Genomic DNA, 22470 nt, shown 5'->3' on the forward strand with positions numbered 1-22470 from the left:
CTCAACACAATCAGGCTGGGCGTGTCAAACGCAAGGATCGAGGCGACGAACAACAAGATAAAGCTACTGATACGGACTGCCTATGGCTTCAGGAATATGAACAACATGCTGTCGCTGATAATGTTGAGCTGTTCCTATGTAGATGTAAAGATAGCCTACGAATGGGAATCGGAATCGAGAGAATCATCTAGCAAGGCTGCCTAAATGCTTCCACACATGTTGATGATGCCTCTTTAAAAATTTCCATTATTCCGATACTGTATCGTATGCCAAAATCAAATCTTTGAAATTTATAGCCAAAACCGATGGTGCCATCAACCAACATTTGACTGGACGGATTTGATTTCGGTTCAAATTCCTCATCCGCGATTGTCACGCGTTCGTCAAAGCTAGTCAGCTTGACGTCAGGTCCAAGAGTTAGGAACATGTGGTTATCAAAAAAAACGTCGAATAACATTCCCAAGCGCAGAGAAACTAGAGTCAGTTCTTCCTCGGCATCTTGATCAAGATATTTAAACTTTACGGTATACCCATTTACATCGAGAGCGATTTCAGGAACAAAGGTCAATGAGTATCCGTTTGGTGAATATGATGAGGAAATCGGAATTGCAAATCTTGCTGCAATCAAGGACGTGCCTGCACCACTGCCTTCGTCAAAATCGCTTGGCAATCCGGAAAGCATGTTGAATGACAATCCAGACATGATTCCCACGGAAAAATTATCAAAGGATTTTGCCATCGACATCGTAACGCTCAAGAGCAAGGCCAGGAGAGTAATTCTAATCTTCATGATTACCTCCTATATTCTTTTAAAGTGAAAAACGGAATTTCTCGATTATAATAATCCATTCTGTTTTCGAAATTTGCTTCACTACTGACTATCTGTTTCAAGTTCATGTCAACAGCCAAGGATACATAGTGACCCTTTGAATCTGTAATCTTGAATCGAGCCCTGTTCTTTGAATCGCCGTAAATGACATTTCCTATAAGGACTGTCGTATCGTTTTCCACCCAATTGTCATCTAAGTAGTAACCACTAAAACTGATCTTGTCGTTTGGATGTTCCAAATTACCCATGGTCGGAATAAAGTCATCGCCCTTAATGTAATTCTTTATGGAATTTGAATAGGCAATCAATGGCTTGGGCTCCTTCCCCTCTTCTGTCAACTGAAGGCTAAGGATAGAGGCTTTCGAAAACCTGCTTTCGTTTACAGTGTAATGATTCCCATTGGGACTTGATGAGGTCTGTATTGTATCTGTTGCGAAACTGTCAAAGGAAAGGCCGCATTTAGAAGAACCGTTGTCGCAGCTAAACGAAAAAACGACCCCCTCCAAGTCGGTCAGGGCAACCTCGTTTTCCAATTCCTTTTGATTAACCGTGTAAAGATCAGCGTAAGTGCAGCCCAATAGCAGAGCCGATACAAACGATAGTGCAAGAAATCTCTTTTTCATCCGAATAAAACCTCCTAATCTACCAACGTGCAATATAACTACAAATTTTATAAAGGGCGTAAAAAAAATCAAGGCGAATTACCGAAGGATCAATCGGGAATTTTAGATTTTACCATGGAGCATCCCCAATGACAAGGGAATAAGAAAAGCGACGCAACCCCCAGGCCGCGTCGCCTTTCTTGTGGTCTCCTAACCAACAACTCAACAACGCAAAACAGCAAGTGTTTTGCTTAATCCCAGAAACAAGATGGCATCACCCACCTTACGTCCTAATCAATAATGTAACGGAAAGATTTTTTAGAATCTAACCCCAAACGTAAACAAATTTAGTTAACAAGCAAAGAATTGTCCACATACTTAACTTTTACAAAAAAGAAACCCCGCCGGTATTTATCCGACGGGATTTCTTTGATTTCAATTTAGCCCATCAACCTTTGCGGCATTAGAGCTAATTTGAGGTGATTACTTGTCGAGAACGATCAAAGTAACGGTGCGCTTGCCAACCTTAACCGGCTTAGACAGGTCAACATCCTTAGCCTTCTTGGAAGGATCGTTTGCCCAACCTTCCTTCAGCTTTTCGGAGGACTTGTCCAAGACCTGCATCTTAGCCTTGCCCTTGAAGCCCGGGATATCCAGCTTCAATTCGTAGTCGCTGTAGGGGCTCTTGTTGATGACCAGGAGGCTCTTCTTCTTACCATTTTCGGTGTAGTAAGTAGTGAGGAGAGATTCCTTATCGCCAGTGATGGTGGTCTTGAGGAGCTTGCCGCGGAGAGCGTCAGAAGCCATCTGGAATGCCCAGTAGCTGGGACGCGGGCAGTTCATGCATTCTTCTGCAGATCGGGTCAGGTAACCGTAGTCACCGCCTTCCGGAGTGATGTCGTTGTGGATATCCCAGTACTGTGCGTTGTCAACATTTTCAGTTGCGAGCATAGCCAGGTAGTCAGCAACGAACAGGCCGTTTTCGAGAGCGATGGTCTGCGGACCCGGGTTGAAGTCAACAGAGTTCCATTCGGTGAGCCACAGTTCGATCTTCTTGTCCTTGTTGAACTTCTTGGTCCACTTATCTACGGTCTTGTGCAGACGGCTGTAGATCGGGGTCAGGTCCTGAGGAGCAGAGAGCATGGCGAAGTCGTTTTCTTCACCGAAGTGCTGCGGATAGTGGTGAACGATAAGACCGTCAGCGATGTCGCCGGTTTCGCGGAGAACGTTTTCGTTCCAGTCGCCATCGAGAACGCCGAGCACAGCAACCTTAATGGTCGGGTCAACCTTCTTCATAGCTTCGATGAACTTACGTGCGCGCTTACCATAAACAGTACCGCCGTCCTTACCATACTTTTCGTAGTACGGGTGCCAGTTACCGTAGACTTCGTTACCGATTTCCCAGTACAGGATGTTGGCCTTCTTGTCTACGTTAGTGTGCTTAACCCATGCTGCAGCTTCCTGTTCGGTGCCGGAACCGAAGTTCACGGTGAACATAGCGTTGGAGCCGGTCTTCTTCAACCAAGCGAGGAATTCGTCGGTATCGACCATCCAGTCGTGGTTGTCGAGGATTTCCTTCCAGTGGTCGTCATCAGCACGGAGACCACCCGGGTAACGGATAATGCCGTGGTTGATGCGCTTTGCATATTCCCAAGTCTGGGTCTTGAACTTCTTGTTGTCCAGCATGTCGCCGTCCCAGAGGGCAGCGTTGATACCGAAGAGGCCACCAGAGATGTTCGGGTTGATCACGTCGGAAGAACCCTTGACGTCAACCTTGACAACTGCCGGACGGGCAGCAGCCTTGACTTCCTTCTGGTTGGTCAGCTTAATGTTATCGATTTCGAAGGAACCGTTAGAACCTTCTCCACCCGGTTTGAAGTCCAGAGAAACAACACCCTTCAGGTCGAAGAGGCCGTTTTCCTTTGCTTCAGGCGGCTGGTAGTACGGGAACTTGCTGAAGTTACGGAACGGAACGATCACAGTGGTACGACCGCGAGGTACACCGGTGTTAGCAACGAAGAGTTCGCTGCCAGCGTCGCCGACCTGAACGGTAATAGACTGCCACGGACGTTCAGAGTAAACGTCGAACATGATGCCCCAGTGCTTGGTCCAGTCACGGTCAGCAGCCGGGCGGTTGTTCTTCTTGAGGTCGAGCACAACGTCAACCCAGTCAGACATTTCGAAATGCTTGACATTGAGGGAGTTGCCATCGAGCTTGGAAGTCTTGAACGGAACATCAACTTCAACCTTGGACTTCGGGCCCTTAGACGGTTCCCACTTGTCGCCGTTGAACTTGCTTTCGAAGTCAGAAATTACGTAGTCAGGAGCATTGCCCTTCCAGTTATCCCACTTGATATCCGGGTCAACCCAGTCGATATTTTCGGTGAAGGTAACCTGGTCAACGTAGATGGTCACAGGAGCCGGCTTGCCCGGTTCGCCCTGGTTTTCACCCTTGCCGACAGAGAAGCGGAGTTCCTGAATCTTGTTCCACTGGATATCCTTAGCAACTTCGGCCTGCTTGTTAGCGTCCCAAGCCTTACCCTTGTCGCCGAACTTCTTCAGAGGAATCTTGACGAGCTTCCAATCGGTACCAACCTTGGCGCCTTCGATCCAGTCGTTGAGGCTAATCTTGGTCTGGCTCTTGATATCGTTGCCCTGGTTGTCCAGAATACCAACGTATACCTTTTCGCCACCGAGCTTACCCTTGATCCAGAAGTAGAGACCACCCTTGTTACGGACCTTGGACAAGTCAACATACTTGCCTTCGCCCAGAGAGTAGGTCACACCGGACCAGTCGTTGTTATCGATGTAGAGAGCGAGAACGTTCTTGTTACCCGGAGTCTTGGAGTCAGCTTCACGCTGGGCAGAGAGACCACCGTAGCTGTAGCTGAAGCCCTTCAGGCCATCAGAGTAGAAGATGCCGTTGGCAACGGGCTTAGCCTTGCCGTCCAGCTTTTCGGGGTTCTTAGGACCGTCGATGACGTCGTTGTTTTCATCCCAGTAAACCATCTTGGCCTTGGGCTTGGCCTTCTTGTTACCCTTGACGATTTCGATGTTGTCAACCCAGACTTCGAAAGTCTTTTCGGCGCTCTTGTCGATAGAGAAGCGGATTTCTGCAATCTTATCCCAGTCGATACGTGCGGGGAATTCAGACTTACGGGTGTTGTCCCAGTAGAGACCACGATCCGGGAAGTCGACCAGAGGAATGGAAACCTTCTTCCATTCGGTAGTGACGGAGCCACCTTCGATGTACTTGTTCATGGGAAGAACGACCTGAGTCTTCTTGCCGTCAGAAACTTCTTCATCGAGGAGACCGACCTTAACAGTTTCGCCACCCTTTGCGCCCTTGATCATGAATTCGAGCTTGGAGTCGAGCATGAACTTGTTCAGGTCGAAAGTTTCGTTGTAAAGGCAAACGGAAGCACCGGAATATTCGCTGGGGTCCAGCTTGATATTCAGAGCGGACTTGGACTTGTAGCCGCCGTCCTTCGTAATGGTGATACCCTTGCTCTTGCCGCCGTATGCGTAGTCGAAGCCACCCTGGCGATATGCATCGTCAAAGAACTTGTAAGGAACTACACGAGGTGCTTTCGGCTGAGCCATTGTAGCTGTCACACCAAAACCCAGAAGGGCAATGGATGCAGCAGTCAATGTACGCTTCATCATATATCGTATCCTTTTGTTTGTGTTAGTTTGATCTTTGTTTTAATTTGCTATTCGAAATTAAATCTTTTGAGGCCAAAAAAGGTGCACGCGGCGCGAAGTCGCGTACACAGATTGAACCAAAATTACTTGGCTTCCTTCAGCATCTTTTCAACCAGTTCGGGGCTGAAGCGATCCTGGCGCTTACCGTTGATGTAGAAGTTCGGGGTGCCCTGAACGCCAACCTTGACGCCCAGATCGAAGTCCTTCTGGATGCGAGCGTTCATGGCATCGTCCAGGACGCGGTCCTTATTGAACTGTTCAATGTTCAGGCCAACTTCCTTAGCAACTGCTTCGAAGGTGGAGTCGGTCAGTTCGCGGGAATGGGGTGCCAGAGCATAGCGATATTCCCAGAACTTGCCCTGCTTCTGAGCGGCAATGGCTGCTGCAGCTGCCGGCTTGGCGTTAGCATGGAAGGACAGCGGGAAGTTCTTGTATATGAACTTGATTTCGCCCGGGTGCTTGTCCATGAGTTCCTTCATGGTGGGAGCGATGCGAGAGCAGTACGGGCACTGGAATTCGGTGAATTCCACGATAGTCAGCTTGGGGTTGGTGGTGTTGCCGAAGACCGGAGATTCGTCAACGGGAATGTCCCAGACCTTGTTGTCTGCTTCCATTTCAGCCTTGGCAGCTTCGAGAGAAATGCCTCGCTTGTCGAGAGCGTACTTAAGAATTTCGAATTCTTCCTTAACCTGGTTGAAATCCTTTTCGAGCTGGTCGAGGCGAGCCTGCTGGTTGAAGGAACCACCGGCGGAAGCCTGGTTACAAGCAACAAGACCAGCAACACAAATAGCCATAGCGGCAATGGAGAGACGTTTCATTTTTTTCCTTTTAGTTGAACAAAGTCTAGCAGGCGTGGTCCGCCCGCAATTTTGAGGAAATATATATAATAGAGGAGAGACGAGAGAGAAGAGACGAGAGAATATGGCCCAAAAAGGCTTGTGGCGAGATATCTGATATGAGCTACCAGGTATGAATTATCAGATATGAGATATGAATTGTGAATTGTTCTGATTGCCCCAAAGCACCGCAGGTGCGGCCTAATACCTAAAAGGCCGTAAGGCCGGCCTAATATCTGTAGTAAGGTATGAGGTGCGTTCTGTATTCACTATTTGCTCATCTCAGCGGATTTGCGTCGCTCTTGTACCATTCCATGAACTTGGCGATGCCGTCGTGGAGGCTCCAGTGGGGTTTGTATTCGCACTGCTGTTCTAGCTTGGTGGTGTCGGCGTTGGTCTGGTAGACGTCTCCCGGCTGCATGGGCAGGAATTCCTTCTTGGCGGGTTCGCCGTAAGCGTTCTCGATTTCGCTGATGAAGTCCATCAGCTTTACCGGATTGCTGCAGCCGATATTGAAAATGCGGTATGGAACGTTGTTTTCACAGTTTGCGGCCTCGGGTTCGCGGTCCAATACATGAATAGAACCTTCAGCAATATCGTCGATGTAGGTGAAGTCGCGGATCATGTCGCCATTGTTAAACACCTTGATTGCTTCGCCCTTGGATATGGCTTTGGCAAAAAGCATAGGTGACATGTCGGGGCGGCCCCAGGGACCATAAACAGTGAAGTAGCGGAGACCGGTTACCTTGATTCCGTAGAGCTTGGCGTAAGCGTGGGCCATCAGCTCGTTGCTCTTCTTGCTTGCGGCGTAGAGGCTCACCGGGGAATCGACTTTGTCGTCTTCGCTGTAGGGAACCTTGCTGTTGAGACCGTATACAGAACTGCTGGAGGCGAATACCAGGTAAGGCACCTTGGTATTGCGGCAGGCTTCAAGAATGTTGAGGAAGCCTACCATATTGCTCTGCATATAGGCATAGGGGTTGGTAATTGAATAGCGGACTCCGGCCTGGGCCGCAAGGTTCATGACCTTGTCGAATTTTTCGGAGGTGAAGAGGGTATCCAGGGATTCCTTGTCTGCAATATCCATGCGGATAAAGCGACAGTTGGACCACTTGGTACTGGTCAACATTTTGCCAAATTCAAAATTGCTGTCCGGCTGTTCAAAACCGTTTTCACGAAGTCTTCCGTACTTGAGACGCTGATCGTAATAGTCGTTGATATTATCAAGCCCTACAACTTCATCGCCGCGATCTGCAAGCATCTGCATAATCTTGGATCCGATGAAACCTGCTGCACCTGTAATCAGAAACTTCATTTATACCTCTAACTTTTCCGTCCCAAATATAAAAAAAAGCGGCCCTGAGGCCGCTGATTTACTTAGCGCTTTTTCTTCTTTTTGTAGCTGCCATAAGAGCCGTAGGATCCGTAGGATCCGTAGTGACCATAACCATGACCGTCGGATTCGCAATGGTTCATCACGAGGGCGTGAGGCTTGTTGCCGCAGCGTTCGATCTTGATCATGGCTTCCTTGATCTGTTCCATGGAATGACGTCCGTAATGGAGAACGAACAAGGCGAAATCCACAACCGGGAAAATCAATTCGGAGTCAGTGACCAGATTCAGAGGCGGAGTATCTACGATAATGGTGTCGTAGGTTTCCGAAGCGCTATCAAGGAGTTCCTTGAACTTGGTTCCGCGCAGCAATTCACTGGGAGAAACATCTGTTATACCGGCGCCGATTACAAACAAGTTCTTTGTGATGGAGTCTGCGACAGCGCTTTCCAGTGTGCATCTTCCAGAAAGTACGTCGCCGAGACCTTGCTTGTGATGGCTGTAGACCACACCACGGCGCATGTCGGCGTCGATCAGCAAGGTCTTCTTGCCAGCGGCTGCATACAGGGCGGCCAGGTTCTTGGATACAAAGCTCTTGCCGACGCCAGGAATCATACCGGTGACCATGATAACCTTCTGTTCACCCACAGAGAAATCAATTGCAGTATAAAGGGAACGGAAAGCTTCGCTGGCAGGATCCTCGGGATCTTCTTCGACGAGAGGCAGGGTGTTCTTGCCCTTCTTGCGGAGGCTGAGGATGCTGTTTTCGGACTTGGGAATCTTGGCGTAAACGCTAACGCCAGTTTCGCGTTCAATTTCAAGAGAGCTACGCACGCCACGCTTGGTCATCTGGAGCAGGTAAATCAGGAGGGCGCCCAGGAGGAAGAAACCTGCAATGCAGCCGATCAAGATCAGCTTCTTGTTGGGCTTGCTAGGCTTGCGTTCAATCTGAGCGTAGTCCACAATGCGGACGTTGCCCACTTCACCAGCACGGACCACACGGAGCTGCTGGATGTTGTTGAGCATGGAAGTATACTGAGCGTTATTCACGGCAACTTCTTCCTGAAGGCTAATCACTTCCTGCTGAGTCAATGGCATCTTGGCGGCAGAAGATTTCAGTCGGGCCAGCTCGGCGCGTAGACGATCCTGCTGCTTTACAATGGTGACCACGGCCGGATGCTCATCCTTGAACAAACGGGTCTGTTCCTGACGCTTCTGTTCCAGTTCAAGAATCTGCTTTTCGAGGTTGGCTTCCTTTTCAAGGTGAGTGCGGGTTTCGCCGCTCAGGTCCACGGAACCAATCTTATGACGGTAGTCGGCCAACTTCTTTTCGGCGGAATCAAGTTTTGCCTTAACACCGGGCAGCTGATTTTCAAGGAATTCCAAGGTCTTTTCTGCTTCGGCACTGCGCATTTCAACATTCTGGCGCAGATAAATATTGGCGATGGTGTTCAAGATGGAGGCGGCACGGTCTGCATACTGATGCGTATAGGAAACGCCGATGATGCCGGTCTGCTTCCCCCTTTCAGCAACGTTCAGCTGCTTCACGAGTTCACGAACTGCGGCCAGCGGATCAGATTCGACGAGAACGAACATCTGGCCGGGTTCTGCACGGAGAGCCTTGACCTGGATAACCAGGGAATCTCCTGCGTAGGGGGCAGAAACAGGTTCACCTACCCTACCTTTTACCAGTTCCGTATCTTCCGGGGTAATGACAATGAATTCATCCTGACCGGTAACCAGGGCATACCATTTTTCGGTAATGGCAATTTCAGGAATATGCAGGTTTTCAAGGTCCATACGTCCTTCCTTATGGGTCAGACGTTTCATGGGTCCCTTGGGATAGGCGTTAAAGCAAAGTCTTTCCTGTTCGACGACGTAGCTCAAGACCATGCGGCTCTTGAGAAGTTCGATTTCTGCTTCTGCGGGGCTGGCTACATCAAGGAGTGCGCCCATTTCGCCCATGGCCTTTCCGGCCTTGTTTCCCTTAACATCAATTTGAAGAAGAGCGTCGCTAGTATATTGCGGGCGAACCCAGTTAGAGGCCAGGAAACCTACAACAGCACCGACGACTAGACAGAAAAACAGGAATAGCTTGTGCTTAAGAAGAATTCCTAGAACTTCGAGGAGATCGATTTCGTCGTCGTTCTTTGCACTGCCTGTATTGGATCCGTTTTTTGTGTTAACTTGAGAGTTATCCATTTTTAACCAATATTCCCGTCAGAAAATCTTTTTACGCGGTATTTAAACAAATTCTGAGCAAATATAAAAAACTTTCAGTATTCCGAAAGGTTTTTGTAATATTTTGTGTTGATTTAAGCACAATAAAAAACACCCCGTAAAAAACGGGGTGCCTTCAAACTTTTGGGTCAAGAATTACTTGCTCTTCTTGGCAGTCTTCTTTGCAGCCGGCTTCTTAGCCTTGGGAGCGGAAGCCTTGCAGAAGTCAACGTATGCCTTCAGCACGTCGCAGAACACTTCGTCCGGAGTGTTGTCGCCAACGATGTGAGAAATGATCTTCTTGTTGTACTTGGAAAGAACCTTGGCGGTGGATTCCTTGTAAACCTTGAGGCGGTTCTTGATAACAGCTTCGTCTGCGTCATCCTTACGGCCTTCGATCTTGGCGCGGTTCAGGAGGCGAGCAACGATGGTAGCTTCATCCTTGATGTCGAGCACGAAGATGTGCTTCACGTCGACGATGGATTCGATGAGCTTGACCTGTTCAACGGTACGAGGAATGCCATCCAGGAGGAGGGTGTCCTTTTCGGGATTCAGCTTGTTGGTGTTGACAAGACCTTCAACATAGCGGCCGAAGATTTCAACGGTAGCTTCGTTGGGAACCAGGAGGCCCTTGCTGGAGTAGGAAGCGAGGAGCTTGCCGGATTCGCTGGAGGGAGCGATGCCGCGGAAGATGTCACCAGTGGAGAGGTGCTTCAGAGAAGTGGTTGCAGCGAGCTTAGCGCCGACGGTACCCTTACCGGAACCCGGTGCACCGAAGATAAGAACGGCAGAAATCTTTGCCATGATATTGTCCTTTGGTTGATTGTTTGAACTTTTCGTAGAAAAATATAGAATAGTGGTTAGTGGTTAGTGGTTGGTGGTTAGTATTTGAATGCAAAAAAATTCACTTTCTACCTACTGTCTACTAACCACTGTCTACTAATACCTAGCTGGGCAATGCCTCGGAAGTAAACTTCAGCTTGCCATCCACCACATCCAGGGAAATCGTGGAGAAGTCCTTGTAGATTCCAAGGAGGAGTCCTTCGGCAATTTCATCTTCGATCAACTGCTGAATGGAACGACGGATGGGGCGGGCGCCCAGGGCGGAATCGTAATTGTGACTAACTACAAATTCCTTGGCGGCCTGGGAAACTTCCAGCAGGATTCCACGTTCAGACAAGTTCTTCTGCAAGAAGGTCAGCTGGATATCCACAACAGAAGACAAGTCCTTCTTGGTCAACGGACGGAACACAATCTGTTCGTCGATACGGTTCAGGAATTCCGGAGAGAATACACGCTTTACTTCTTCGCGGATAGCGGTTTCCATACGTTCGTAGTCGTCGGTCTCCCCCATCTTGGTAAAGCCCATGCCAGAGCTATGGCGGACTTCGCGGGCGCCGGCATTACTGGTCATGATGATGATTGTATTCTTGAAGTTAATCTTGCGACCATAGCTATCGGTAAGAATACCATCATCCAGAATCTGGAGTAGCAAGTTGTAAACGTCCGGATGAGCCTTTTCAATTTCATCCAGGAGCACCACGCAATAAGGGCGCTTGCGGACCTTCTCGGAAAGCTGTCCGCCGTTATCTTCGAAGCCAACGTATCCCGGAGGCGCACCGATCAGGCGGCTAATGCTATGTTTTTCCATGTACTCGCTCATGTCGATACGAATCATGGATTCTTCGCTACCAAACAGGCTCAAGCTCAAGACCTTGGCAAGTTCAGTCTTACCCACACCGGTGGGACCCAGGAACAGGAAGCTACCCATGGGGCGCTTGTTATTGCGAATGCCGGCGCGGGTACGGCGGATTGCCTTTACGACTGCATCTACGGCCTGATCCTGACCAATAACACGTTCCTTGATTTCGTCACCCAACTTTAGAAGTTTCTGTGCTTCTTCGCCAGCCAAGCGGCTAACAGGAATGCCGGTCATCTTACTGATGCAATCGCGGATTTCGTTTTCGTCAACTACGGGAAGTTCTGCGGAATCTTCCTTGTTGAGAGCTTCGCGGCGTTCTGCAATCTGGTTTGTAAGAGCTTCAATCTTGTCGCGGAGGGCGGCAGCCGTTTCGTACTGCTGTTCGGCAATAGCCTCTTCCTTCTGCTGGAGGGCTTCTGCCAAGGCATCTTCCATTTCCTTCAAGTCCTGAGGTGTGCGGATGGAATTCAGGCGGACACGGGCTCCTGCTTCATCCAAGACGTCGATGGCCTTGTCCGGTAAGAATCGGTCGGAAATATAACGTTCTGCCAAGGTGACGGAGGCGCGAATGGCTTCGGGCGTATAACGGACCTTATGATGTTGCGCATACTTGGCTCGCAGACCTTCCAGAATCTGGATGGAATCTTCAGAAGAAGGCGGGTTCACCACGATGGTCTGGAAACGGCGTTCCAGGGCGGCATCCTTTTCGATGTACTTGCGGTATTCATCGATGGTGGTCGCGCCAATGCACTGGAGTTCGCCACGGGCAAGTGCAGGCTTGAAAATATTGGAAGCATCCAAGCTACCTTCAGAACCGCCTGCGCCTACGATGGTATGCAATTCATCGATGAAAAGAATGACGGAATTATCTACGCGCTGAAGTTCCATAATAAGGCCCTTCACGCGTTCTTCAAACTGTCCGCGGTACTTTGTGCCTGCCACCATGGCTGCCACATCAAGGCTAACTACGCGCTTGTTGGCCAACAGTTCCGGAATCTTCTTCTGGGCAATCTTCAGTGCAAGACCTTCGATAATGGCGGTCTTACCCACACCCGGTTCACCGATGAGTGCCGGATTATTCTTCTTGCGGCGGCAGAGAATCTGGATCAGACGTTCAATTTCTGCTTCACGACCGATAATCGGGTCCAGCTTACCCTGGCGGGCCATAGCGGTCAAGTCGCGGCCAAAATGTTCCAGAATCGGAGTCTTGGAGCGGGACTGGGAACGAGCCTGCTGACGGGTTTCACCAACGCGGGGCTGACCTTCGCGGGGCTGTTCTCCCCCGAAAGGACCTTCGCTAGCCATTCCCTCTTCGCCGGGAACCTGAGATTCCATAGCATCGCGCTTGATCTGCTGCAGAGCCTGCTGGAAATTTTCAAAGGTGACGCCGAAAGTGGAAAGTGTACCTGCAGCGGGAGATTCACTCTGCTGCAAGATGGCAAGCATGAGATGTTCAGGACCGATGTACTGGTCCCCTTCGTCCTTGGCGATCTTTGCCGCATTGAACAATGCTGCCTTACAACGAATAGTAAACGAAAGGAGTGCGCCGTGAGCATCGCCCACAGTCATGATTCCACCGTTAGAAGTCAAAGAACGCTGAACATTTTCGCCCAGTTCATTCAAGTTCACCTTGAGGGCGGTCAAGGTTTCTGCTGCAAAGCCGGAATCTTCACGGACCAGTCCCAGCAGCAAATGTTCTGTGCTAATGCTGTCGCTGCCCAAATTGCGGGCTGCCATGCGAGCGGCCTGTAAAACCGCCTTAGCCTTCTTCGAAAAAATACCGTTAATATCAGACATAACTTTTACCTAAAAATTCTCATTCACTATCGTTTTTATAGTTTGCGCTTGTCTACTTGACGTCCCATATTTTTTTATCAAACGGATCCATCTTACTTTTTAAAGGACGTTATTCGATACTCTGGATCAAACCGTTATGCATCACCACTCGGCGTTTAGCGAACTTGGCCAACATCTCGTCGTGGGTTACAATGAGGAACGCCTGGTTGAACTTCTCGTTCAGTTCGCCGATCAGTTCGTTAAGCTTTGCGGAATTGGCTTCGTCCAGGTTGCCGCTGGGTTCGTCGGCCAGCACCAGATCCGGCTTGTTCATCAGGGCGCGGGCTATGGCGATGCGCTGGCGTTCACCACCGGAAAGTTCGCGGGGCAAGTGCTTCAGGCGGTCTTTCAGGCCAACGGTTTCCAGAAGCATTTCGGCGCGTTCGCGGCATTCGGCTTCGCTTGTTCCGAGAATGCGACCCGGTACACAGACGTTTTCGAGAGCGGAAAATTCGCTGAGCAGATGATGGAACTGGAACACGAATCCCACTTGAGCTCGATGGTACATGTCACGTTCATGGCTGCTGAACTTCGAAAGTTCCTTTCCCTTGAACAGAATTTCGCCAGAAGTGGGAGTATCCAGCATACCCACCAAATTCAGGAAGGTGGATTTACCGGAACCGGAGGAACCTGTAAGAGCGACTAGTTCGCCAGCGTTCATTGAAAAATTAACGCCCTTCAGAATTTCCAGCTGTTCACCAGTTTCGCTAAAGACACGACGCAAATCGCGAGTTTCCAATAGGCATTGAGGTACGAGGTTATCAGGTCGCTCGCAAAGCGAGCTAGAGGTTACGCTGGTCTGTACCTCAGCATCATTCTTTAAATCAATACTCATTATTACCTCAAAGCGACCTAATTCGTATGCACATATTAAACACCTCCAGGAGCGAAGCTCCGACCCCATACCTCAGAGGGCGAAGCCCGACCTCACTACTCATGTCTAATGGCTCCTACGGGGTCAAGTCTGCTGGCTTTCCAGGCAGGAAGAATGGTGGCGGCCACACAAAGAGCGATGCCGATAACAAAAATCAGGACCACATCCAGAACATGAACCGATATGGGGAAATAGGGAATCACGTAAACGTCGCCAGGCAACTTGATAAAATGGTAAGCTTCCTGAAGTTTGCACAAAATCAAACCGATGGAACCTCCTACAATGGTTCCGCCCACGCCAATGAAACTGCCCATGAGCATAAACACCCGCATGATACTAGCCTTGCTAAAGCCCATACTGCGGAGGATTCCAATTTCCTTGGTCTTGTCGATTACCACCATGATCAAGGAACTGATGATGTTAAATGCGGCCACAAGAATAATCAAGCAAATCACTGCAGCCACGATAAACTTTTCATAGTTCATCCACTTGAGCAAGGTGATGTTCTTGGTCTTCCAGTCCATGGCGTAGTAAGGATAACCAAGCCAAGTGCCAAGACTGTCTACAGCCACCCCAGCCTTCCAATGGTCATTCATGCGGAACTGAATTCCGGTAACGGCGTCACCCATGGTAAGCAAGGTCTGCAGTTCGGGAATGCCCACATAAGCCAAGTTGCCGTCGTACTCGTAAGTGCCCGTCTCGAAGATGCCGCTGACCACGCACATCATCATCTTGGGACCACCGCTGGCGGCTACCGCATCGGGACTCTGGAATGTCTGCAGAACAAGTTTGTCGCCCACCACCACACGAAGTCTGTTGGCAAGGCCGTTACCCAGGATAATTCCCGGACGCATCTTGCCGCTCAAATCTTCAAGGCTATCTACAGAGTAGTTGCCCCACTTGATGTACTTGTGGATGTCGGTAACGCCCTTGGAGGATTCGCCGTCGATACCGTAAATCACGATACCGTCGTTCACCTTCTTGCTGCTGATGCCCACCTTGTAAATGATAAAAGGAGAAGCCGCAGTCACGCGGGAATCGTGGGCACGGACTTCCTTGATCAGGCTGTCGTAGGGCGCAATCGGTTCCCCATTGTAGGCCATGATTTCGAAGTGAGCGTCCTTGCCGATCATCTGGGCAGTTACCTCTTCTTCAAAACCGTTAACCGCAGCAAGAGCAACCACCAGCGCAAACACGCCGATGGAAACGCCAAGCATACTGAAGATGCCGATAAGCGAAACGAAGAGACTCTTACGCTGAGCCCCCAAATAACGCCAGGCAATAAGAAATTCGAGTTTGGACATGAAAAAGTGGTTAGTGGTTAGTGATTAGTGGTTAGTGGTTTTGAAGTAGCAGACAGCCGAGTTTTTAATGAGGCTAGCATTTTCCCGATTTCATCTAACATGCTAAGCAAATTTTGCGATTCCGTATCCGAACAAAGTCCAACACGTTCACATAAAGTCACTTGTGTTTCCAGTTCAGCTTTTGATCCCATTGCTATACTAACGAAATGAGCAAACTCGTTTTTTGATTTACGACCTTCACCTTCAGCAATATTGCTTGCAATGGAAACAGCAGCCCGTCGCATTTGAGAAACCATGCCAAAAAGTTCTTCCTTTGGAAAAGATTTCGTCACCTGATAAACAGCGACAGACAAGTCCATCGCCTTTTGCCAGACAACAAGATCCTTGTAGCTTTTTGCCATTACAGTTCTCTACTGCGACACTGTTTACTAACCACTAGCCACTGTCTACTCAATCGGCTTCGCCGATTAAACCTCAGGCTTCATCAGCGGGAAGAGCTGCACGTCGCGGATGGTTTCCTGGTTGGTCAGGAGCATCACCATGCGGTCGATACCGAAGCCAACACCGCCGGTAGGAGGCAGACCGGATTCGATAGCGTGCATGAAGTTTTCGTCCATGGGGTGAGTTTCGCCTTCACCACCGCGGCCACGGCGGACCTGGTCTTCCAGAAGTTCGCGCTGGCGGATGGGGTCGTTAAGTTCGGTATAGGCGTTGCCCAGTTCCCAGCCGTTTGCGTAGGGTTCGAACTGTTCGATGAGGCCTTCGATGGTACGGTGCTTCTTGCAGAGCGGAGTAGATTCGGTGGGCATGTCCTTGATGAAGGTGGGCTGGATCAGCTTGTCTTCCACAGTCAGTTCAAACAGTTCCAGGATGCCACGGCCGCGGCTGAATTCACCATCCAGGTGGCCGCCCAGTTCTTCCATCTTGTTCTTGATGTCTTCGTCAGACATTTCGTTGACCTTCAGGCCACCGAACTTTTCGATAGCTTCGATCATGCTGTAGCGGGGCCACGGAGCCTTGAAGTCGATTTCCTTGCCCTGGGTCATGATCTTGGTGGTGCCGTTTGCTGCGATACAGGCGCGTTCGTAGATGTTTTCGAAGTGGACCATCATGTCGTTGTAGTCAGCGAAAGCTTCGTAGAATTCCAGACCGGTGAATTCCGGGCTATGGGTACGGTCCATACCTTCGTTACGGAAGTTCTTGGAGAATTCGAAAACCTTTTCCATACCGCCAACAATGCAGCGCTTCAGGTAGAGTTCCGGAGCGACACGCATGTAGAGGGTCATATCGCAGGCATTGTGATGGGTGGTAAACGGACGAGCGTTTGCACCGCCGTAAATCGGCTGCAGAGTCGGGGTTTCCACTTCGATGAAGCCCTTTTCGATGAGGTATTCACGAATGGACTGCATAATCTTGGAACGCTTGATGAACACGTCCTTCACGTCGTCGTTCAAGGCCATGTCGATATAGCGCTGACGGTAACGGGCGTCCACGTCGGCAAATTCGTTGAACACCACCTTGTTGCCGTTTTCGTCAATCTTTTCCTTGGCAACGGGGAGCGGGCGCACAGCCTTGGAAAGCATGGTCACCTTCTTCACGCGTACGGAGTATTCACCGCTCTGGGTTTCGAACATAGTACCGTTAACGCCGATGAAGTCGCCAAGGTCGGTCATCTTCACGATTTCGTAGTTTTCTTCGCCAACTTCGTCGCGGGCGCAAACCACCTGCAGACGGCCATAACGGTCCTTCAGGTGCATAAAGCACATCTTGCCCTTACGATTGAAGCGGACAACACGGCCAGCGAAAGCCACTTCTTCCTGGGAAGCGATGAGAGCGTCCTTATTTTCCTTGAGAACCTTGGAATCATGGGTGCGGTTAAACTTATGAGGATAGGCCTCGATACCCATTTCCTTGAACTTGTCCAGCTTAGCCAGGCGAGCGACGACCTGGTCATTCATATCTTGCATTGCCATATTGAGTTACCTCGTGATATACACGTTTAAATTTTGAACGGCGAAAATTTAGAAAAAAGATATATGTGGCAAGTTTACAATTTTGCGATTGGAAACGATATAAGGGTTGAGGAGCGTTTTCATGCAGACAATTTACAAGTCCCTTGACATAAACCACGGACCCTTCGGAATTCACCAGACTCTTTATGTGGTAAGCCGTTATGTGAATCGTATTTTTGATTTACATGATAAGGAACGCAATTTTGAAACCGCATACGATAAATACAAGAAGGGCGAGATAAAAATCAATTACTCTGAAAAGGCCCTTACAGAGGTATTCTTCCTTGTCAAAGAATACAAGGATATGCTTCTCACCAACCTTTCCAAGAATCCTCATGAGACAAAGTCCAAGATTCCCAATTGGCTTGAATTCCTGATGCGTAAAACCATCACCATAGAAGACAGCCGTATCACGGTATATACGTCAAGTCTAAACTTTACGAATATCGAAAGTTTTGTCACCAAGTTGCTGGACTTCCTTGTGCTCCCCACCACCTTTATGGGGCATGAAGCAGAATTTAAAATCGACTACAGTTCCATACGCATCGAGAACATGACTGCCGTCACTGGCGAAAATTACTTCTATGACGATTTCGAACGTTTAGGCGACCGCTATAAATTTGACATTTGCTTCAACCTTTTTTTGACATCGAAAGACATTTTTCCTTTCGACATCAAACTTAAGCGGTACAAGATTCCCGTAAATGCAGAGGCTTCTAAAAATTTTGAACAAATTATTCAAGATATGCTGTTGAATCCAGGAAGTCTAACGTACTCACCCGAAAGTCAAACCGTTTACTTAACACCCATTACCCTAAAAGACGCCGAAGAAATGTTCTGCAGACGTCACATTAACCGTCGTCGTCTTAGTTTTGGTGATCTCCTCAGGGTGGCCAACCCACAAATCCTCCCTCAGCACGCCAGGCTCTCCCGCCTGATCTACCTGAATCAGGAAATCGGGACTGCTGACGATCACTTCCCGGGACTTTTTCTGCAGTTACAAACGCATACCCGGCAATATATCGAAGCCTTAAACCAGTTCCTCCTAGGAAATCATGAACCCCTGCTGCAATTATCCCTGAAGACGGCTCCAAATTCCCTGTGGTACCGAAATACAGTTCAAATCAAGGCCGACCAGCTGTTAAAACGCAATAGCAAAACCATAAAAAAAGTCCTCCAATACTTCCAGGATTTGCAGGATACATTGGAGAACATCAATAAAAGGGCCGAAGAGATTGGCGGTAGCTCTCCCTACAGAACCCTGCTAACGAAAATGCAATGCGAAAGAATTCTCGAAGACCCGCTATCCTATGTCGATGACAAGGACGACATCATCTCGGAACTGGCTAACGTTTTGCTGACCGGGATTTAGCGAAATTCTGCAGGATCTTGGAGGAGGGCAGCTTGGTAATGGCCTTGACGTGAGCGCTTTCGCTGTCGCGGCCTACACCTTGGGGCTGTTCCACCATTTCGACGTCTCCGGACTTGATGGAAATGGTTGCTTTGGAGGTGTACAGGGTCTTACCGCTGTTGGCCTTATCGCTAAAGTCCAACGTCACCGCCAGTTCAGGCGTTTTTGGATCGTCTACGAAGGAGAAGCCCGATTCCAGCAGGAACTTGCGGAGGGCTCCACATTCTGCGGTTTCTCCCTTGCAGGAAAGTCTGTAGGCAACGCCTGTCCTTTCGGCAGAATACTGCACAGTTTTCGAAACGATGGCAGCAGGGCGTACATACTTGAACTTAAGATCCGGAAGTACGGTCACTTCGCCTGTGGGCTTCTTGGCCATAACGTCCTTCAGGTCAAAGACAGCCTGTCCCTTGTCGTCGGTCTTTTCGACCACCAAATTCTTGCGGTCTTGCACCAAGGCGATTGGCATAAAAGCCACCGGCTTGGCGTAATCCTTCACCGATACAATCAATGCTTCGCTGGTCAAGTCCGTTTCCATCTTCAGAGACTGCAAATTGTCCATAAAGAATTCGCTCAAGGCGTTCAGTCGAGTGTCCAGCTTCAAGTCAGCGGGAACTTTCTGGACTGTAGAAAGATTTTCAAGTTCTTCGTTGTAACGGTCCACCAACTTTTCTAAGGCGGCCATGTCAACAGAAGTCTTGTAATAATCGTGAGCCTTCAGGTCGGTGCGGATAATCTTTTCCTTATCCTTTACGTCGTTACGGATGACATCCAGATCCAGGAGAATCTTGGAGGCAATCTGGTCCAGATCGACGGTCACCGTGGAAGTAAACTGGTTATTTTGCTTGGGGCCCGGAACAATCTTTGCGCCTTTCAGCACCACATTGGTGTAGCTGCCCTTGAACATGTCTGCGGATTCGGTAACGTTTCCGTTAGCGTCTTCAGACTTGCGGGTTTCCATTTCAGATTTTACCCGTGTGCTCATCTGCTTGGCAACCCCATCAAGAGCCTTCTGGTCGGCGTCCTTCTGGGATACCTTGGAGGATGCGGTATAGGTCAGCAGATTTTCGGCTGTTCCCAGGGAAACACCCAGGGCAAGGCTCAATACAATCGCTTTCAGGGAACGGCAGTTCATTACTGAATCTCCAGGATAATCAGTTTCTTGGTGATGTTCTGGCGGCGAACCTTGGCCATTCCGCTGAGGGCTTCGTAGAATTCTGCGTAAACCATCTGGGCGTCTTCGTACTTGTCGGGGTCGGCATAGACTACAAGATCGTAGGTGTTGCGGGTCATGGACTTCACCTGCATCTTGTTAAACATTTTGCGGACCTTCATCGAAACCGTATTGGAAATTTCTTCGGCCTGTTCATCGGTAAAATCGCCTGTCAAACGGCAAACCACCTTGTACTGCACCCCTTTTTCAAGTTCGGCGGCCAGTTCATCGCGGACCTTATTTTCCAAAGCGACGATGGCATTCTTTACAGCCTTCTGGACTAACACACGCTGGCCTTCCCCTTCGTCTTTCTGGCGGCTGGATTCGCTGGCGATGAGTTGTGCGGTAGAAGCGTCGCTGGCATTCAGGTCAATAACTAGATTGTCGTTCTGGATACTTCCGGCAAAAGTCAAGTTGATGTCGGCACCAACGGCAAGGCCTGCCACATAGGCCAAGTCGGCATCGTTACCGGCAATGTCATCCTGGAGCTGAACCACTTCATCAAGCTGGTTCTGGGTTTCGAGGCTCATGACGCTGTAGCCACGTTCAGTCATGTAGGCATTGATTACTTCCATGGCGGTTTTGGCCAGAGGATTCTTCTTGATGACTTCGATGCTTGTGGCCCCCTTGGCACCCATGGCCGGCAACACCATAACGGTGGGCTTTACCTTGAACTGCACGTTAGAAATGGCCACAGCCGGAGTTTCTTCGGCAGGATCTTCTGCCTTCGGAGCAGGCGCGGCGGCACTTTGTGCGGGAGCGACAGTTTGGCCGTCTTCCATTTCGCTATAGGCGTTCTTGGCATTGTTGCGTGTCGGTTCTGTTTCGGGAGCCGGAGCAGAAGAACAGCCAACAAGAGAAGCCATCAGCAAACCTGCAAAAGCAGAAGAAACAACACATTTTTTATAGAAAGTCTTCATAAGTACACCTAATTGTTTAAATTCCAGTTTGATTAATCTCTTACGAGGTCAGCCTTGGCCTCTTCAAATTCCTGAGCCTCGGTCATGTCAGGATCCAGTGCGTTTCCGTTGCGGGAATGGTTGCCGCAGAATACGGTATAAGTTTTCTTGGCCCGCTTGGTCTTGCCGTTCTTAAGCTTTGCCACCACTTCGTATTCGGCGATATGGTTCTGTTCCACTTCCACGTCGGCGCTGTAGTTCAGCGAACTCAAATCGCTACCTTCGAAGAGGGCCACCCTGTTTCCGCCCTTGGTCACTTCGATGCTGGCCAGTTCGCCCAGGTCATCTTCAGAAATATTCTTCAGGCTGAAACGCATCTTGTTGCGGTAAGTACCCTGATAGTAGTGGATCCGTTCATCCACCTTGCCGGCAATAGAAACTGCAAGCTTGCTCAAGTCCTTGGCGGCAGGTTTTGCGGGTTCAGCGGCAGAGGTCTCAACGGCAGCTTGAGCAGTGTCGCCGGGCTGTACAGCAGGAGCGGGCTTCACATAGGCAGTACTCCACAATCCGCAGGGGATTTCCAGGTCACCTTCCCTACAGCCGGCAATAAAGCGCTTGATGCCATAGGTTCCTTCTTCCCATTTAAAAGTATGCTGGTACAGACCCGTTGCAGGAACCGTATCCACCTCGCCCATGACGCTAACCACCAGGCCAGGCGTTGCGCTAGCCACCAGAATAACACTATCCTGTTCCGTAGTTTCGGCAAGAGGCAGAACCTCGAAGCGGATTTGCCTGGATTCCAGTTTCTTGGCAAAAGTAGCCTGACGTACGGCATAAATATTATCGAACTTTTCAAGAGCCTCGGTCAACTTTTCGATAGAACCGTCGGACGTCTTTGACAGAGAATCGATGGCAGTAGCCAAGGCCTTGGTACCCGAGGACTTCAGCTTCAGCTTCTTGGATTTACCCACGCTATCCAGCACCACGGTCTGGTTCTTTTCGATAGAGGTCGTTTCCTTATCCGACTTCACTTCGAGACGGCCTTCCTTCAAAGAGGCCACCATGTTGCCGTTTACGTTTCCCACAAAGCCTGCGGTTCCACGGATAGCAGCAACGGCAATTCCCGTGCGGAAGTCCATCTGGGATTCCCCTTGCTTCTGCACGTCAAAGTAAACATTACCCTGCTTCACATACACAGAAATGCGTCTGGACATGGAATCCAGCATCTCGGCAGAAATAGTCACGTCGGAAAGTTCCGAAATCAGCAAGGTAGAACCATCGTTCACACCCACCAGCGCCTCGGATTCCAGGGCGGTTCTGATTCGGTCGTTTTCCACCACCCTCTGACCCATGCGTAACTGGCTCCAGTCCGCGTTTTTCTTTAGCAGGTCACATTCGCCAATAACCTTACGGACCTTGCCCTTGATAATGGACTTTTCATCTTCCGCTTTCTTTGCGGCAGCCTTATTTTCGTCAGACTGAACCTGATTGGCGGTCACCTGGGTACCCAAAGCCTTTGTTCCCCCAGGATTTTCATCTTTACATCCACAAATGGCACATAGGGCTGCCCCGACGGCCAAATACTTCATCTTGTCAAAATTCAAAAACATGCTATGAATATCCCAAAATTTATTCCAAATGTAATAAAAATATCAGTTTTTCAGGACTCCCCCTATAAGACAGCCCAAACGATTTCCA

The 22470-nt window shown here is 49.5% G+C and carries 17 protein-coding genes; 2 read left to right on the top strand and 15 right to left on the bottom strand.

What is annotated here, in order from left to right:
• Window positions 1-204: transposase (locus BUB94_RS11340; RefSeq protein ID WP_139258420.1), on the top strand; the 204-nt coding region annotated here is incomplete at its 5' end.
• Here BUB94_RS11340 and BUB94_RS11345 read toward each other — a convergent pair.
• The 12 genes from BUB94_RS11345 to lysS form a co-directional block, all read right to left on the bottom strand.
• Window positions 188-790, bottom strand: a complete 603-nt coding sequence (locus BUB94_RS11345) for an outer membrane beta-barrel protein (protein ID WP_073237154.1) — start codon at window positions 788-790, stop codon at window positions 188-190. The genes BUB94_RS11340 and BUB94_RS11345 overlap by 17 nt on opposite strands.
• Before the next feature lie 2 nt (window positions 791-792).
• Window positions 793-1452 (bottom strand): hypothetical protein, encoded by a 660-nt coding sequence (locus tag BUB94_RS11350; RefSeq protein WP_139260210.1) that lies wholly within the window; start codon window positions 1450-1452, stop codon window positions 793-795.
• Between the two features lie 462 nt (window positions 1453-1914).
• Window positions 1915-5097 carry a carbohydrate binding domain-containing protein gene (locus tag BUB94_RS11355; RefSeq protein ID WP_073161093.1) on the bottom strand — a complete coding sequence of 1061 codons (3183 nt, stop codon included), beginning with the start codon at window positions 5095-5097 and terminating at the stop codon, window positions 1915-1917.
• A gap of 122 nt (window positions 5098-5219) precedes the next feature.
• Entirely contained in the window at window positions 5220-5954 is a 735-nt protein-coding gene (locus BUB94_RS11360; protein WP_073237159.1) for a DsbA family protein, read from the bottom strand.
• 295 nt (window positions 5955-6249) lie between these two features.
• Window positions 6250-7287 carry an NAD-dependent epimerase/dehydratase family protein gene (locus BUB94_RS11365; RefSeq protein WP_073237162.1) on the bottom strand — a complete coding sequence of 346 codons (1038 nt, stop codon included), beginning with the start codon at window positions 7285-7287 and terminating at the stop codon, window positions 6250-6252.
• A 62-nt stretch (window positions 7288-7349) separates the two neighbouring features.
• Window positions 7350-9506, bottom strand: a complete 2157-nt coding sequence (locus BUB94_RS11370; protein WP_073237164.1) for a polysaccharide biosynthesis tyrosine autokinase — start codon at window positions 9504-9506, stop codon at window positions 7350-7352.
• 174 nt (window positions 9507-9680) lie between these two features.
• Window positions 9681-10328: an adenylate kinase family protein gene (locus BUB94_RS11375; protein WP_073161089.1), complete on the bottom strand. Its 648-nt coding sequence runs from the start codon at window positions 10326-10328 to the stop codon at window positions 9681-9683.
• Window positions 10329-10470: 142 nt separating this feature from the next.
• Window positions 10471-13023: an ATP-dependent Clp protease ATP-binding subunit gene (locus BUB94_RS11380; RefSeq protein ID WP_073237167.1), complete on the bottom strand. Its 2553-nt coding sequence runs from the start codon at window positions 13021-13023 to the stop codon at window positions 10471-10473.
• 109 nt (window positions 13024-13132) lie between these two features.
• Window positions 13133-13897, bottom strand: coding sequence for an ABC transporter ATP-binding protein (locus tag BUB94_RS11385; protein ID WP_249269341.1), 765 nt, complete (start codon window positions 13895-13897; stop codon window positions 13133-13135).
• A 95-nt stretch (window positions 13898-13992) separates the two neighbouring features.
• Window positions 13993-15240 (bottom strand): FtsX-like permease family protein, encoded by a 1248-nt coding sequence (locus tag BUB94_RS11390; protein ID WP_073237170.1) that lies wholly within the window; start codon window positions 15238-15240, stop codon window positions 13993-13995.
• A 17-nt stretch (window positions 15241-15257) separates the two neighbouring features.
• A complete protein-coding gene (locus tag BUB94_RS11395; RefSeq protein ID WP_073237173.1) occupies window positions 15258-15641 on the bottom strand; it encodes a four helix bundle protein in 384 nt (127 codons plus the stop codon).
• A 66-nt stretch (window positions 15642-15707) separates the two neighbouring features.
• The gene (gene lysS / locus BUB94_RS11400) at window positions 15708-17213 is read right to left on the bottom strand and encodes a lysine--tRNA ligase (RefSeq protein WP_073161084.1); all 1506 of its coding nucleotides are present in this window, start codon (window positions 17211-17213) and stop codon (window positions 15708-15710) included.
• A gap of 121 nt (window positions 17214-17334) precedes the next feature.
• On the opposite strand from lysS, the gene BUB94_RS11405 reads away from it, so the two are divergent.
• Window positions 17335-18624 (top strand): hypothetical protein, encoded by a 1290-nt coding sequence (locus tag BUB94_RS11405; protein ID WP_073237177.1) that lies wholly within the window; start codon window positions 17335-17337, stop codon window positions 18622-18624.
• Here BUB94_RS11405 and BUB94_RS11410 read toward each other — a convergent pair.
• From BUB94_RS11410 to BUB94_RS11420, 3 genes are read right to left on the bottom strand one after another with little or no spacing between them, the layout of a single operon-like run.
• Window positions 18599-19795: a hypothetical protein gene (locus tag BUB94_RS11410; RefSeq protein WP_073237180.1), complete on the bottom strand. Its 1197-nt coding sequence runs from the start codon at window positions 19793-19795 to the stop codon at window positions 18599-18601. The genes BUB94_RS11405 and BUB94_RS11410 overlap by 26 nt on opposite strands.
• A complete protein-coding gene (locus tag BUB94_RS11415; RefSeq protein ID WP_073237183.1) occupies window positions 19795-20793 on the bottom strand; it encodes a DUF6175 family protein in 999 nt (332 codons plus the stop codon). Before BUB94_RS11415 ends, BUB94_RS11410 begins: the two co-directional genes overlap by 1 nt.
• A gap of 32 nt (window positions 20794-20825) precedes the next feature.
• On the bottom strand, window positions 20826-22382 hold the full coding sequence (locus BUB94_RS11420; protein ID WP_073237186.1) for a FecR domain-containing protein: 1557 nt from the start codon (window positions 22380-22382) through the stop codon (window positions 20826-20828).
• Between the last annotated feature and the right edge of the window lie 88 nt (window positions 22383-22470).

Source organism: Fibrobacter sp. UWH9 (assembly GCF_900129715.1).
In the GTDB taxonomy this organism is placed as follows: domain Bacteria; phylum Fibrobacterota; class Fibrobacteria; order Fibrobacterales; family Fibrobacteraceae; genus Fibrobacter.

Coding starts and splice junctions, on each gene's coding strand:
- BUB94_RS11345 (WP_073237154.1), bottom strand. CDS start 790: ATGAAGATTAGAATTACTCTCCTGGCCTTGCTCTTGAGCGTTACGATG.
- BUB94_RS11350 (WP_139260210.1), bottom strand. CDS start 1,452: ATGAAAAAGAGATTTCTTGCACTATCGTTTGTATCGGCTCTGCTATTG.
- BUB94_RS11355 (WP_073161093.1), bottom strand. CDS start 5,097: ATGATGAAGCGTACATTGACTGCTGCATCCATTGCCCTTCTGGGTTTT.
- BUB94_RS11360 (WP_073237159.1), bottom strand. CDS start 5,954: ATGAAACGTCTCTCCATTGCCGCTATGGCTATTTGTGTTGCTGGTCTT.
- BUB94_RS11365 (WP_073237162.1), bottom strand. CDS start 7,287: ATGAAGTTTCTGATTACAGGTGCAGCAGGTTTCATCGGATCCAAGATT.
- BUB94_RS11370 (WP_073237164.1), bottom strand. CDS start 9,506: ATGGATAACTCTCAAGTTAACACAAAAAACGGATCCAATACAGGCAGT.
- BUB94_RS11375 (WP_073161089.1), bottom strand. CDS start 10,328: ATGGCAAAGATTTCTGCCGTTCTTATCTTCGGTGCACCGGGTTCCGGT.
- BUB94_RS11380 (WP_073237167.1), bottom strand. CDS start 13,023: ATGTCTGATATTAACGGTATTTTTTCGAAGAAGGCTAAGGCGGTTTTA.
- BUB94_RS11385 (WP_249269341.1), bottom strand. CDS start 13,897: ATGAGTATTGATTTAAAGAATGATGCTGAGGTACAGACCAGCGTAACC.
- BUB94_RS11390 (WP_073237170.1), bottom strand. CDS start 15,240: ATGTCCAAACTCGAATTTCTTATTGCCTGGCGTTATTTGGGGGCTCAG.
- BUB94_RS11395 (WP_073237173.1), bottom strand. CDS start 15,641: ATGGCAAAAAGCTACAAGGATCTTGTTGTCTGGCAAAAGGCGATGGAC.
- lysS (WP_073161084.1), bottom strand. CDS start 17,213: ATGGCAATGCAAGATATGAATGACCAGGTCGTCGCTCGCCTGGCTAAG.
- BUB94_RS11405 (WP_073237177.1), top strand. CDS start 17,335: ATGCAGACAATTTACAAGTCCCTTGACATAAACCACGGACCCTTCGGA.
- BUB94_RS11410 (WP_073237180.1), bottom strand. CDS start 19,795: ATGAACTGCCGTTCCCTGAAAGCGATTGTATTGAGCCTTGCCCTGGGT.
- BUB94_RS11415 (WP_073237183.1), bottom strand. CDS start 20,793: ATGAAGACTTTCTATAAAAAATGTGTTGTTTCTTCTGCTTTTGCAGGT.
- BUB94_RS11420 (WP_073237186.1), bottom strand. CDS start 22,382: ATGTTTTTGAATTTTGACAAGATGAAGTATTTGGCCGTCGGGGCAGCC.